Here is a 12,975-nt window from a genome sequence, read left to right on the forward strand (position 1 = left end):
CCGCACCAATCTGACGAGCTGTCAGAAAACTATTGAACTGCGCCCCCTCCTCCTGCAACCTGTTCCAGATCCGGAGAACAGGAGTCCGTCATGGGCGGTACGGAACACCTCGCCGTGCGGCGCGAAGGCGCCACGCTGGTGCTCACCCTGAACAGACCACAGGCCAGGAACGCTCTCTCGCTGCCGATGCTCGTCGGCCTGTACGACGGCTGGCTCGCGGCCGACGCGGACGACACGGTCCGCTCCGTCGTCCTCACCGGCGCGGGCGGCGCGTTCTGCTCCGGCATGGACCTCAAGGCGCTCGCGGGCGACGGCATGGCGGGGGAGGAGTACCGCGAACGCATGGCCGCCGACCCGGATCTGCACTGGAAGGCGATGCTGCGCCACCACCGCCCCCGCACACCGGTGATCGCCGCCGTGGAGGGCCCCTGTGTCGCCGGCGGCACCGAGATCCTCCAGGGAACGGATATCCGAATCGCCGGGGCGGGCGCCACCTTCGGGCTCTTCGAGGTCCGCCGGGGCCTCTTCCCGATCGGCGGCTCCACCGCCCGGCTGCCCCGCCAGATCCCCCGCACCCACGCCCTCGAAATGCTCCTCACCGGCCGCCCGTACACCGCCGACGAGGCCGCCGCCATCGGGCTCATCGGCAGGGTCGTGCCCGACGGCACCGCGCTGGAGGAGGCCCTCGCCGTCGCCGAACGGGTCAACGCCTGCGGGCCGCTCGCCGTCGAGGCGGTCAAGGCATCGGTCTACGAGGGCGCAGAGCTGACCGAGAGCGAGGCGCTGGCCGCCGAACTCAAGCGCGGCTGGCCCGTGTTCGCCACCGAGGACGCCAAGGAGGGCGCCCGCGCCTTCGCCGAGAAGCGCCCGCCCGTCTACCGGCGCGCCTGACCCCAGGAGAGAGCCATGCCCGACGTCCTCAGCGCCCCGCTGGTGGTCGAGTTCCCCTTCACCCGATCCCTCGGCCCCGTTCAGAGCGCCTTTCTCACCGGACTGCGCGAACGCACCGTCCTCGGCGTCCGCACGGACGCCGGCACGGTCCTCGTGCCGCCCGTCGAATACGACCCGGTCACCGCGGGCGAACTCCGCGACCTCGTCGAGGTCGCGCCCACCGGCACCGTCACCACCTGGGCCTGGAACCCGACCCCGCGCCGGGACCAGCCGCTGGACACCCCGTTCGCCTGGGTGCTCGTCCGCCTCGACGGGGCCGGCACCGCACTCCTGCACGCACTCGACGCACCCGGACCCGACGCCGTCCGCACCGGGATGCGCGTCCGTATCCGCTGGGCCGCGACCCGCACCGGCGCCATCACCGACATCGCCTGCTTCGAACCGTACGACGGCGAGCCCGGACCCACCGAACCCGCACCGTGCACAGGCGAGTTCGCCGACCCCGTCACCGGCATCGCCGCCCCGGCCCGCCTCGACTACGTCCACACGCCCGGCCGCGCCCAGAGCGCCTACATCAAGGCCCTGGAGGAACGCCGCACCGTCGGCGAACGCTGCCCCGCCTGCCGCAAGGTCTACGTACCGCCGCGCGGGGCCTGCCCCACCTGCGGGGTCGCCACCGCCGAACAGGTCGAGGTCGGACCGCGCGGCACGGTCACCACCTTCTGCGTCGTCAACATCAAAGCGAAGAATCTCGACATCGAAGTCCCGTACGTATACGCCCACATCGCCCTCGACGGCGCGGACCTCGCCCTGCACGGACGCATCGCCGGCCTCCCCTACGACCAGGTCCGCATGGGCCTGCGCGTCGAGCCCGTCTGGACCGAGGGCGCCCGCCATGTCGACCACTACCGGCCCACCGGCGAGCCCGACGCCGACTACGACACGTACAAGGAGCTGGTGTAGATGCGGGACGTGGCCATCGTCGCCTTCGCCCAGAGCGCGCACCGGCGGCGCACCGACGAACTCTCCGAGCTCGACCTGGTGATGCCCGTCCTCCACGAGGTCCTGGGCGCGACCGGCCTCAGGGCCAACGCGATCGGGTTCACCTGCTCCGGCTCCGCCGACTACCTCGCCGGACGGGCCTTCTCCTTCACCATGGCGCTCGACGGCGTCGGCGCCCACCCGCCCATCTCCGAGTCCCACGTCGAGATGGACGGGGCCTGGGCGCTCTACGAGGCCTGGGTGAAGATCCGGACCGGCGAGGCGGACACCGCGCTCGTCTACGCCTACGGCAAATCCTCGCCCGGCCGGGTCCGCGACGTCCTCACCCGTCAGCTCGACCCCTACTACCTCGCCCCCCTCTGGCCCGACTCCGTCGCCCTCGCCGCCCTCCAGGCCCAGGCCCTCATCGACTCCGGCGAAACCGACGAAGGAACCCTCGCCGAGATCGGCGCCCGCAGCCGCACCGCCGCCGTCGACAACCCGTACGCCCAGCTCACCGGAGACGTCCCGGCGGGCGACCACCTCGTGCACCCGCTGCGCACCGGCGACTGCCCGCCCATCGGCGACGGGGCCGCCGCCGTGGTCCTCGCCGCCGGGGACACCGCCCGCGCCCTGTGCGAACGGCCCGCCTGGATCCGGGGCATCGACCACCGGATCGAAGCCCACAGCCTCGGCGTGCGCGACCTGACCGACAGCCCCTCCGCCCGGCTCGCCGCCGAACACGCCGGAGCCTTCGAACGGCCCGTCGACACCGCCGAGCTGCACGCCCCGTTCACCTCGCAGGAAGTCGTCCTGCGCAAGGCGCTCGGCCTCGGCGACGAGGTCCGTGTCAACCCCTCCGGCGGCGCGCTCGCCGCCAACCCGATCATGGCCGCCGGGCTGATCCGGCTCGGCGAGGCCGCCGCCCGCATCCACCGCGGCGAGTCCGACCGGGCGCTCGCCCACGCCACCTCCGGGCCCTGCCTGCAACAGAACCTGGTCGCCGTCCTGGAAGGGGAGAGCGCTCATGAGTAAGGAGCCCGTCGCCGTCGTCGGCATCGGCCAGACCAAACACGTCGCCGCCCGGCACGACGTCTCCATCGCCGGACTCGTCCGCGAGGCGGCGGTCCGCGCCCTGGAGGACGCCGGGCTGGACTGGGCCGGCATCGACGCCGTCGTCATCGGCAAGGCGCCCGACTTCTTCGAGGGCGTCATGATGCCGGAGCTCTACCTCGCCGACGCGCTCGGCGCCGTCGGCAAGCCCATGCTCCGCGTCCACACGGCGGGCTCCGTCGGCGGATCGACGGCCCTGGTCGCCGCGAACCTCGTCGCCGCCCGCGTCCACCGCACCGTCCTCACCCTCGCCTTCGAGAAGCAGTCCGAGTCCAACGCCATGTGGGGGCTCTCCCTGCCCGTCCCCTTCCAGCAGCCGCTGCTGGCCGGTGCGGGCGGCTTCTTCGCCCCGCACGTGCGCGCGTACATGCGGCGCACCGGAGCACCCGGCACGGTCGGCTCGCTCGTGGCCTACAAGGACCGCCGCAACGCGCTGAAGAACCCCTACGCCCACATCCACGACCACGACCTCACCCTGGAGAAGGTCCAGTCCTCGCCCATGCTCTGGGACCCGGTCCGCTACTCCGAGACCTGCCCCTCCTCCGACGGGGCCTGCGCCATGATCCTCACCGGCCGGGACGGCGCGGCCCGCTCCCCGCACCCGCCCGCCTGGGTCCACGGCGGGGCGATGCGCAGCGAACCGACCCTCTTCGCGGGCAAGGACTTCGTCTCCCCGCGGGCCGGGAAGGACTGCGCCGCCGACGTCTACCGGCAGGCCCGCATCACCGACCCGCGCCGTGAGATCGATGCCGTCGAGATGTACGTCCCGTTCTCCTGGTACGAGCCGATGTGGCTGGAGAACCTCGGCTTCGCCGACGAGGGCGAGGGCTGGAAACTCACCGAGGCGGGCGTCACCGAACTCGACGGCGACCTTCCCGTCAACCCCTCGGGCGGCGTGCTGTCCGCCAACCCCATCGGCGCCTCCGGCATGATCCGCTTCGCCGAGGCGGCCCTCCAGGTCCGGGGGAGGGCAGGCGAGCACCAGATCGACGGGGCCACCCGGGCGCTCGGCCACGCCTACGGCGGAGGGTCCCAGTTCTTCGCCATGTGGCTGGTGGGGGCGGAGCCCCCGCCCGGCTGAGAAGCCGAGCCCCGGCCCGGCCCGGAAGACGCGGCGGGCCCGGCCCCGCGCGGCCCGGGCCCGGCTCCGCACCGTGAGCCGGGACACGTAACATGGCAGGCATGTCCTTCCTCCGCCGCCGTAGCGCCGCAACACCCGCGGGCCCGGACTTCGACGTCCTGGCCATGGACCCCGGGGACTGGCCCGGCAACCTCGGCGCCGGTCTGCTCCCCGCCCCCGACGGCAGCTGCCAGGGCGTCTTCCTCCGCTACGACCTGTACGGCGGACGGGGCCCGGCGATGATCATCGGCAATCTGCCGGAAGGCTCGCCCGCCCGCGAGACCGAGGAGGGCCAGGTCCCCTTCGAGGTGGCCCAACTGCTCCTCGCCCTGGAGAACGACGAGCCGATCGAGGTCGTCAGCTCCGAGGACGTCCCCGTCATGCAGGGCGACAACCTGCTGATCGTCCGCCGCGTCAAGCTCTCCGAGAGCCGGATCGCCTGCGTCCAGTTCGACCGCAGCGACGGCGTCCTCGTGACCATCGCCAGCTGGGACCGGCCGATCACCGACGACCTCTACACCCTGCTCAAGCCGCTGCCCGCGGAGCTGTTCCAGCAAGGCTGAAACGTCCCTTCGCAAGACCGTCCGGTCGCAAGGCCGTCCGAATCCGTTCGGGCGGCCTTCTCCGTCCGTGCGACGCCCGGCGGGCACCCGGCGAAGAGCCCGGAGGTGCGGCCCGGCCCGCCATGGGAATGCCACGGCGGGCCCTGATCCGCACAACCGTAAGACCCGGGCCGCTAGCCCCGGCCGCCCGCCGCCCCGGCCAGCATCCGGGTCACCTGCGCCGCCGACGTACCGAGCCCCGTGGGCCCGCCGAGATGCCAGGGTGCGGCGTGACCGCTCCGCAGGTCCTCCTCGCGGTAGCGGCGGCAGCCCCGGTGCCAGATCAGGATCCCCGCCAGCCAGTGCTCCAGCTCCCGCACATAGCCCGCCAGGATCTCCCGCGCCTCGGCGTCCAGGCCGAAGTCGTCGTACAGCACCGGGAGCTCCACCTCGGCCACATGCCGGAACTGCCGCAGCCGCGAGTTCATCAGGTCGTGCACGATGGCCACGCCCGTCGGATAGTCGACGCCGAAGAAGTTCTGCACGACCAGGGCGCCGTTGTGCACCTCACCCTCGTACTCGATCTCCTTCTGGTACGAGAACAGGTCGTTCATCAGGCACGCGTAGTCCGCCGCCGCGTTCTCCAGGGAACGCATCGGACCACTGCGGTAGACCTCCTCCGGAACCTTCCGGCCATGGCCGAGCCGGCACAGGCTCATCGTCAGGTCCGAACCGAACGTCGCCCGCCGCATCTCCACGTAGTCCACCGGATCGGGGATGCGGTTCTGCGCCTGGTTCGCCAGCTCCCACAGCCAGCTCTCGGTCATCGTCTCGATCGCGGTGCGGAAAGTGCGCCGCGCGTCCGCGTCCATCGGGCCGGCGGTCCTGCGCCACAGGTCGCCCAGGCTCCGCTCCAGCGCGTTCACCGGCTCCGGCGTCCCCTCGTCGGCCAGCGGCATGAACAGCGACAGCCGGTCGTTCGCCAGCCGCGCACCGGCCAGATCCCGGGTCCGGCCGTGCACCACCGGGAACCAGTCGTCCCCGTACGTCCCCCAGGCCAGCCAGCCCGAGGAGAGGTCCAGCTCGTCCGGGCTCGCGTCCGGGTGGATGCCGGCGGCGCAGAGGGGCAGGTCGATCGCGCGGATCCGCACCTCGTCCCAGATGTGCGAACCCGGCACCCCCGGCTGGGCCTCCAGGATGCCCATCCGCCGCGCCCACTCGACGAGCCGGCCCCTGGCCCCCTCCAGATGGGGGCTCAGCGTGGTCGTGAAGGGCAGGTCGAAGTCGGGCAGCAGCGAGGGGCCCACGTGCTGGTACGGCACATGGCTGTGGCTGCGGGCCCGCGCGGTCTCCGAGCGGAGGGTGAACCTGATGGAAGCCGCGGACATGCCCCAGCCGGCCACGGCCTCGCCGGCGCCTCCGCCGTTCATGTAGCGGCTGGAGCGCATGTGCCATTCGTGGCCGCCGGACTGCCAGTCCTGGAGCCCCTTGGCGTACGCCAGCACGGCCGCGGTCTGCGCCGGGTCGAGGGCGTTCTCGGCACAGAGGGGGCCGAGTTCGGTGAGGGCGGTGTTCTCGAACTGCTGGAGCCGTGAGGTCAGCAGATCGTTGACGGCCTCGGCCGCCTCCTGCGTGGAGCAGCCCAGGAACTTCTCCAGCACCAGCACGCCGTTGCTGTTCTCCCCCTCGTCCTCCACCTCACGCTGGTAGGAGAAGAGATCGTTACGCAGGTGTACGGCGTCGGAGAAGGCGTCCCGCAGCACCCGCAGCGGCCGGGACCCGGCGACCGACGCCGGAACCTCCGCGCTCGCCGCGTACTCGACCAGGCCCGCGGACCAGGGCGCGCCGCCCACCTTGCGGCGCATCTCGATGTACTCCACCGGGTTGGCGATGCGGCCCTCGTGGATGTTGGCGAGCTCCCACAGGGACTCGTTGAGGAGGTTCTCCGTCGACTCCGCGAACCGGGCCCGCCAGTCGTCCGTCATCGCGGGCACCGTCCGGGCCCACAGATCGGCGAGCCCCGCCTCGACGGGGTTCTCGGGCTCGGGTGTCGCGGCTCCGCGCTCCATCGGCATGAAGGCGGGCAGCCGGTCCAGATACCGCTTGCCGCCCGCCCGGTCGGGGGTGCGCTTGAACAGTTCCAGGAAGTGGTCGTCGAAGAAGAAGACCCACACGTACCAGTCGGTGACGAGGCTGAGCGCCTCCGCCGAGCAGTCGGGATGGGTGTAGGCGCACAGGAGGGCGTAGTCGTGCGCCTCCAGGTCCTTCTCCTCCCAGACGCCGGATCCCTCCAGCATCCCCATGGAACGGGCCCACTCCCGGGTGTGCGAGCGCGCCGCTTCCACATGGGGGTTGAGCCGGGCCGGATACGGAACATAGAAGTCCGGCAGTGAGAAGGGCTGTGCCATGTGCGTCAGGCCTTTCCAGAAGCCTCCGCGCGGGGAATCGCGCGGACCGGTGGTGTCCGCGCAGCACTACCCTTCGGCCATCCGGGGCACGCACGATGGCCATTAGTCACATCATCGGCGTGTCGGGGGTGTCGGCTCGGCAGGCCGGCTCAGTAGGCGGAGTCGACGTTGTCGATCGAGCCGTACCGGTCCGCGGCGTAGTTGGCGGCGGCGGTGATGTTGGCGACCGGGTCGGTGAGGTTCTTCGGGGTGCCCTTGACGTGGTACGCGTCGAAGGTGGGCTGGATCACCTGGAGGAGCCCCTTGGAAGGGATCCCGTTCCGCGCGTTGATGTCCCAGTCGTTGACGGCGTTCGGGTTGCCGCTGGACTCGCGCATGATGTTGCGGTGCAGCCCCTCGTAGGAGCCGGGGATGTTCTTCTTCTTCATGATGTCGAGCGACTCGCGGATCCAGCCGTCGAGGTTGTTCGCGTACTTCTTCGGCGTGACGGCCTTGCGCTCGGTGGACCGGTTGGCGGCCTGCTTCTCGGAGCGCTCCTTCTCGGCGGCCTTCTTCGCGGTCGCCTTGGCGGCGGCCTTCTTCGCCGCGGCTTCCTTGGCGGCCTTCTCCTTCGCGGCCTTCTCGGCCGCGTCCTTCGCTGTGGGGATGCCCGCGGCGGCGACCGGCTCCACGGAGACGGAGGACCGGGTCGCGGTGGTCTGCGCTTCGCTCGGACCGCCGGTGGCCGTTATGGCGGTGACGGAACCGGCCGCGACGAGCACGGCGGTGGCGATCTTGTGCGAGCGGGTGATGCGCAGGGTGGAGATGCGGGGCATGCGTGAGCTCTTCCTATGGGGGACGGGCTTCGCGGCCTTCGCGCCGCGTCGGCGGGTACCGGACCGTCCGGGCCGCGGTCGCCGGTGGGCGATCGACGCGGACTCGAACTCGGTGCCTGCCGGGATCCATGGTTAGCGGGCACCGACATAGGAAGCAATGACCGCCTTTACTACGCTTCATCGTGAGATGCCAATTTATGAGCCATTTGGGCGGTTCGTTACGCCGGACGGGAGGGCTCGGGCCTACTACCGGGCGTCGTAGGTGACGTGGGTCTCGTGGCGGGCCTCACCCGCGAGGGACCCCGGAACGGCACAGGGTCAGCACACGGTCACCGAACGCAGAACAGCGCGCCGCGGGACCGGTGTGTCGGCACCGGTCCCGCAGCGCGCTTCTTCTTCACAGTGGTCTGGTCACTGTGGTCTTTCATGGGCGGGCCCCTGCCCCGCCCTGGTGTCCGGTTCGGCGTCGTCCCGCCTCAGCGGGTGCCGACCGCCGCCCGCACAGCCCTCCGCGCCATCGCGCAGTCGTCGTGCAGCCTCCGCAGCAGCAGCCGCTGCTCCTCACCGGAGGAGAGCGCACCGGGGCGGTCCGCCCCCGCACCCACCGAGGGCGCTTCCCGCATGGTGCGCTGCACCGCCGTCTCGTAGTTGCGGATCTCGCGGGTCAGCACGAGCATCAGGTTCACCAGGAACGCGTCCCGCGCGGCCGGGCCCCTGGCCTGGGCCAGCTGGCTGATCTGGCGGCGGGCCACCGGGGCGTCCCCCAGCACCGCCCACAGCGTCGCCAGGTCGTACCCAGGGAGGTACCAGCCGGCGTGCTCCCAGTCGACGAGCACCGGTCCGGTCGGCGACAGCAGGATGTTGGAGAGCAGGGCGTCCCCGTGGCAGAACTGCCCCATGCCCTGCCGCCCGCCCGCGTGGGCCAGGCCGTGCAGCAGCTTCTGCAGGTCACCGAGGTCACGGTCGGTGAACAGACCGAGCTCGTGGTAGCGGGCGATCCGCGAGGCGTAGTCGAGCGGCGCCTCGAACAGTCCGGGCGGCGGCCGCCAGGCGTTCACCCGGGCGATCGCGCCCAGAGCGGCGCGGATGTCGGCCCGCGGCGGCGCCTCCGCCGGGTGCCGGGTGAGAGCGGCGACCCGTCCGGGCATCCGCTCGATCACCAGCGTGCAGTTCTCCGGGTCCGCCGCGATCAGCCGGGGCACCCGAACCGGGGGCCGATGCCGGACGAACGCGCGGTACGCCGCTATTTCGTGCCGGAACCGCTCGGTCCACGCTGGCGAGTGGTCCAGTAAACACTTCGCCACGGCCGTCGCCCGCCCGGTCGTTCCCACGATCAGGACCGAACGTCCGCTGCGGCGCAGCACCTGGACCGGGTTGAACTCGGGGCAGATGCGCTGCACGGAGGCGATGGCCATCCGCACCTGCGCGCCCTGCGGCCCGGACAGGTCGATCCTTCCGCTGAGCGGTCCGGCGCCCGGTCCCGCGGCCCGTCGGGCCCGGCCCGGACCCTGCACCGGCGCACCGGCGTGAGGAGCGAGATAGGGCCCGCCGCCCGCGCCCATCGGGCGGAGCGGACGGGGCGGGGCGGACACGGAGGACGATGCTGTGTACATGGGCGAGACAGATCCCTTCGTGCGCCGACAAGGTACGTGCGCCAACCCGGCCGACGGCCGTTCGGCACCCTGGGGAGTACCTAGGGCTGCCGGGCGGGGTGGCGCACTCCTACCTGACAACGGGTCACGGGTGGCAGACCATCTGGCGGACCCTGGCGAACCCTGGCGAATAGTCACAGCGCATCTGACAGGGGGTTAGTGTCAAGTCAGCCGAGAACCTGGGGGCTTGAAGTGACCGGAGAACCCAACACCCGTCTCAGCGACCTGTTCGGCCTGGCCGGCTGGTCCAAGGGCGAACTCGCGAGAATGGTGAACCGGCAGGCGGCGGCCATGGGCCACCCGCAGCTGGCCACCGACACCTCGCGTGTCAGGCGCTGGATCGACATGGGGGAGTCCCCCCGTGATCCCGTGCCCGAAGTGCTGGCAGCTCTGTTCACCGAGCGGCTCGGCCGTGTCGTGACCATCGAGGACCTCGGGTTCGGCCGACGCGGGCGTGTGGGGAAACGGCGTGACTCCGGGACGGAGAACAATCCCGATCAACTGCCGTGGGCGCCCGAACGGACGGCAGCGGTCCTCACCGAATTCACGGGAATGGACCTCATGCTCAACCGACGCGGCTTGGTGGGTGCGGGCGCCGCGCTCGCCGCCGGCTCAACCATCGCCGGCCCCATGTACGACTGGCTGCACAGCGACCCTGCTCCGGCGGCCGACGCGCCACGGGCCAACGACCCCCTGCACGCCGACCCCGCCGGCTTCGACCGGTACGAGGCCGCACCGGTCGGCTCCGACGAGATCGAGGCCCTGGAGCACTCGGTGGAGGTCTTCCGTGCCTGGGACGCGTCCCGGGGCGGCGGACTCCAGCGCAAGGCGGTCGTGGGCCAGCTCAACGAGGTGGGCGGCATGCTCGCCTACCGCCACCCCGACCATCTCCAGCGCCGCCTGTGGGGCGTCGCCGCCAACCTCGCCGTTCTGGCGGGCTGGATGTCCCACGACGTCGGCCTCGAACCCACCGCCCAGAAGTACTTCGTCATCGCCGCCCACGCGGCCCGCGAGGGCGGCGACCGGCCACGCGCCGGCGAGGCACTCTCCCGGGCGGCACGCCAGATGGTGCACCTGGGCCGCCCCGACGACGCACTCGACCTGATGAAGCTCGCCAAATCCGGCTCCGGCGACGAGACCCTGCCCCGTACGCAGGCGATGCTGCGCACCATCGAGGCCTGGGCACAGGCGTCCATGGGACGCGGTCAGGCCATGCGGCGCACCCTCGGCGAGGCCGAGGAGCTCTTCGTCTCGGACAAGAGCGACGTCCCGCCGCCCAGTTGGATGCAGATGTTCGACGAGGCCGATATGCACGGTATGCAGGCGCTCGCCTTCCGTACGCTCGCCGAGCACGACCCGGGGGCGGCGATCATCGCCCAACGCCACGCCAAGCAGGCGCTGGAGATGCGGGTCAACGGGCGCCAGCGGTCGAAGATCTTCGACTACATCTCGCTCGCCTCGGCCTGCTTCATCGCCAACGACCCGGAACAGGCCGACCGCTACGCCCGGCTCGCACTGGTGTCGATGGGGGAGACCTCCTCGCACCGCACCTGGGACCGGCTCCGTGAGATGTACCGGCTCACCGGTCAGTTCGCCGGATACGCGGGCATCCAGGATCTGCGCGAGGAGATCGAACTGTCGCTGCCGAGCCAGAAGAAGGCCAGGGGCACCCAGATCTGAACCGCCCCCACCGCGCCGCTCCGCGCTCCTTCACGCCCTGACGCGTCCGCGCTTCCGCGGCATGCCCTGATCCGTCCGCGTTCCCTCACGCCCCGATACGGGCGACCAGTACGCACGCGTCGTCCAGGCGCTCGGTCCCGCCGAACTCCTCGACGACGCCCCGGACGCACTCCTGTGCCGTACGGGCCTCTGCGAACCGAGGGGCGAGGGCGAGCAGTGCTTCCGGGCCCGCACCCCGGTCGCCGCGTCGGGTCAGCCCGTCGGTGTGCAGAACGAGCACGTCGCCGGGGAACAGCCGTACCTCGTCCTGCTCGAACACGGCCTGCGGCGCGGCACCCAGCAGTATCCCGTCCGGCGGAGGCAGCGGCCGCCCCGAACCGCCGCGGAAGAGCAGCGGCGCGGGATGACCGGCCTGCGCCCAGGAGAGAACGGAGGTTCCGGGGTCGAAACGGCAGCACAGGGCACTGCCCAGCGCGGGCTGTATCGACGTCTCCAGCACCTGGTTGAGGTGTCCCATCAGCGCGCCCGGCTCGATGCCGGCGACGGCCATGCCCCGCAGCGCACCCAGCAGCATCGCCATCGCCGAGGTGGCGGGGATCCCGTGCCCGGTGAGGTCGCCGACGGTGAGGAGGGTGCGTCCGTCCGGCAGCTCCATCGCGTCGTACCAGTCCCCGCCGATGAGCCCGCTCGACGCGGAGGGGAGGTAGTGCGCCGCGATGTCCAGGGCGCCGGGGCCCTGCGGCGGGAGGCGCAGTGATCCGCGCCACGGGGGCAGGACGGTCTCCTGGAGCTCGACGGCCATGCGGTGCTCGGCGCGCTCGATGTGCTCCTCGCGCTGGACCGACGCGCGGCTCCTGGTCACGGCCTGTTCGCTGCGGCGCAGCTCGCTGACGTCCCGCAGGACCGCCCACATGGAGGCCGTGCAGCCCTCGGCGTCGAGGACCGGCTCGCCCGTCATGTGCAGTGTGCGCGTGTCGCCGTCGGGCCGCAGGATGCGGAACTCGCCGTCCATCGGCCGGCCGTCGACCAGGCAGCCCGTCACCATGGCGGTCAGCACCGGCTGGTCCTCGGGCAGCAGCACGGACGGCAGGTCGTCCAGGGAGAGGGGGGCGGAGTCGAGCGGCCTGCCGAAGATCTCGTACAGCTCCTCGGACCAGCTGGACTCGTCGGTGAGGAGGTTCCACTCGGCGCTGCCCACCCGGCTCAGCAGGGAACCGGCCTTCGGGCCCTTCGGCGTCTCCTCGTCCCCGGAGGCGGAGCCCTCGGCGCGCGGGCCCGGCAGACCCGCCCTGAGCTGGCCCAGATGCTCGCCGAGGGTGTCCAGGTGGTGCACGGCCAGCTCGCACAGGGCGCGCTGCCAGCGCAGCTGCGGGTCGTCCTCGTCGGACATGACGGCGTCCCGCCGCACGGCGTCCACATCTCCGCGCAGCCGGCGCGTCCGGTGGATCAGGTCGTCGACGGCGTCGTGCGCGGGAAGCTGTGGTGCGGGGCGGTCCGCGAAGAGGGGGGACGGCATCTCGTACTCCGTTGCAGGCGCGGCCTAGCCGGTTCCGAAGGGGGGACCGCTACCGACTGTCGCACAGGCCGCGGCGGGTCGTAAGGGATTTGGCAACACTCGATGCGTAGTTGCTTCTGGCATATGCCAGCGGCTGTCCGAGGCGGTGCCCGTCCGAACAGGCTTGCGTTTGGGGCGAGTTGACCGGACTCCCCAGGGGGGGCCGATGGTGCGGGAGTGGCGCTCGGGTGCCAGGTGAAGGGTGGGGAGCGGGCGGG

Annotated in this window: 10 protein-coding genes; 6 read left to right on the plus strand and 4 right to left on the minus strand. The window is 71.8% G+C overall.

Going from position 1 to position 12,975, the window contains the following annotated elements; translation table 11 throughout:
* Nucleotides 1-90: 90 nt before the first annotated feature.
* The 5 genes from IE145_RS07865 (at nucleotide 91) to IE145_RS07885 (ending at nucleotide 4,668) form a co-directional block, all read left to right on the plus strand.
* Entirely contained in the window at nucleotides 91-891 is an 801-nt protein-coding gene (locus IE145_RS07865; protein WP_189520158.1) for a crotonase/enoyl-CoA hydratase family protein, read from the plus strand.
* A 15-nt stretch (nucleotides 892-906) separates the two neighbouring features.
* On the plus strand, nucleotides 907-1,854 hold the full coding sequence (locus IE145_RS07870; protein ID WP_189520159.1) for a Zn-ribbon domain-containing OB-fold protein: 948 nt from the start codon (nucleotides 907-909) through the stop codon (nucleotides 1,852-1,854).
* The gene (locus tag IE145_RS07875) at nucleotides 1,855-2,907 is read left to right on the plus strand and encodes a thiolase family protein (RefSeq protein ID WP_189520160.1); all 1,053 of its coding nucleotides are present in this window, start codon (nucleotides 1,855-1,857) and stop codon (nucleotides 2,905-2,907) included. It abuts the gene before it with no gap.
* The gene (locus tag IE145_RS07880) at nucleotides 2,900-4,066 is read left to right on the plus strand and encodes a thiolase family protein (protein WP_189520161.1); all 1,167 of its coding nucleotides are present in this window, start codon (nucleotides 2,900-2,902) and stop codon (nucleotides 4,064-4,066) included. The genes IE145_RS07875 and IE145_RS07880 overlap by 8 nt, the downstream gene beginning before the upstream one ends.
* Nucleotides 4,067-4,167: 101 nt before the next feature.
* Nucleotides 4,168-4,668 (plus strand): hypothetical protein, encoded by a 501-nt coding sequence (locus IE145_RS07885; RefSeq protein WP_003971159.1) that lies wholly within the window; start codon nucleotides 4,168-4,170, stop codon nucleotides 4,666-4,668.
* 173 nt (nucleotides 4,669-4,841) lie between these two features.
* Here the strand turns inward: IE145_RS07885 and IE145_RS07890 are convergent, their stop codons facing one another.
* The 3 genes from IE145_RS07890 to IE145_RS07900 all read right to left on the minus strand — a co-directional run bounded on the left by IE145_RS07890 (nucleotide 4,842) and on the right by IE145_RS07900 (nucleotide 9,483).
* On the minus strand, nucleotides 4,842-7,055 hold the full coding sequence (locus IE145_RS07890) for a terpene synthase family protein (RefSeq protein ID WP_189520162.1): 2,214 nt from the start codon (nucleotides 7,053-7,055) through the stop codon (nucleotides 4,842-4,844).
* A gap of 149 nt (nucleotides 7,056-7,204) precedes the next feature.
* Complete coding sequence (locus tag IE145_RS07895; protein ID WP_189520163.1) at nucleotides 7,205-7,870, minus strand: transglycosylase SLT domain-containing protein; 666 nt, start codon at nucleotides 7,868-7,870, stop codon at nucleotides 7,205-7,207.
* Between the two features lie 476 nt (nucleotides 7,871-8,346).
* Nucleotides 8,347-9,483 (minus strand): aminoglycoside phosphotransferase family protein, encoded by a 1,137-nt coding sequence (locus tag IE145_RS07900; RefSeq protein ID WP_118905031.1) that lies wholly within the window; start codon nucleotides 9,481-9,483, stop codon nucleotides 8,347-8,349.
* 231 nt (nucleotides 9,484-9,714) lie between these two features.
* Here IE145_RS07900 and IE145_RS07905 point away from each other — a divergent pair, with 231 nt between their 5' ends.
* Complete coding sequence (locus IE145_RS07905; RefSeq protein WP_189520164.1) at nucleotides 9,715-11,202, plus strand: DNA-binding protein NsdB; 1,488 nt, start codon at nucleotides 9,715-9,717, stop codon at nucleotides 11,200-11,202.
* An 85-nt stretch (nucleotides 11,203-11,287) separates the two neighbouring features.
* Here the strand turns inward: IE145_RS07905 and IE145_RS07910 are convergent, their stop codons facing one another.
* Nucleotides 11,288-12,718, minus strand: a complete 1,431-nt coding sequence (locus IE145_RS07910) for a PP2C family protein-serine/threonine phosphatase (protein WP_189520165.1) — start codon at nucleotides 12,716-12,718, stop codon at nucleotides 11,288-11,290.
* Nucleotides 12,719-12,975: the final 257 nt, after the last annotated feature.

It is taken from the genome of Streptomyces sindenensis (genome assembly GCF_014649035.1).
In the GTDB taxonomy this organism is placed as follows: Bacteria; Actinomycetota; Actinomycetes; order Streptomycetales; family Streptomycetaceae; genus Streptomyces; species Streptomyces sindenensis.

Bases quoted from the DNA above. Each gene is read 5' to 3' on its own strand.
- IE145_RS07865 (WP_189520158.1), top strand. From the start codon at position 91: ATGGGCGGTACGGAACACCTCGCCGTGCGGCGCGAAGGCGCCACGCTG.
- IE145_RS07870 (WP_189520159.1), top strand. From the start codon at position 907: ATGCCCGACGTCCTCAGCGCCCCGCTGGTGGTCGAGTTCCCCTTCACC.
- IE145_RS07875 (WP_189520160.1), top strand. From the start codon at position 1,855: ATGCGGGACGTGGCCATCGTCGCCTTCGCCCAGAGCGCGCACCGGCGG.
- IE145_RS07880 (WP_189520161.1), top strand. From the start codon at position 2,900: ATGAGTAAGGAGCCCGTCGCCGTCGTCGGCATCGGCCAGACCAAACAC.
- IE145_RS07885 (WP_003971159.1), top strand. From the start codon at position 4,168: ATGTCCTTCCTCCGCCGCCGTAGCGCCGCAACACCCGCGGGCCCGGAC.
- IE145_RS07890 (WP_189520162.1), bottom strand. From the start codon at position 7,055: ATGGCACAGCCCTTCTCACTGCCGGACTTCTATGTTCCGTATCCGGCC.
- IE145_RS07895 (WP_189520163.1), bottom strand. From the start codon at position 7,870: ATGCCCCGCATCTCCACCCTGCGCATCACCCGCTCGCACAAGATCGCC.
- IE145_RS07900 (WP_118905031.1), bottom strand. From the start codon at position 9,483: ATGTACACAGCATCGTCCTCCGTGTCCGCCCCGCCCCGTCCGCTCCGC.
- IE145_RS07910 (WP_189520165.1), bottom strand. From the start codon at position 12,718: ATGCCGTCCCCCCTCTTCGCGGACCGCCCCGCACCACAGCTTCCCGCG.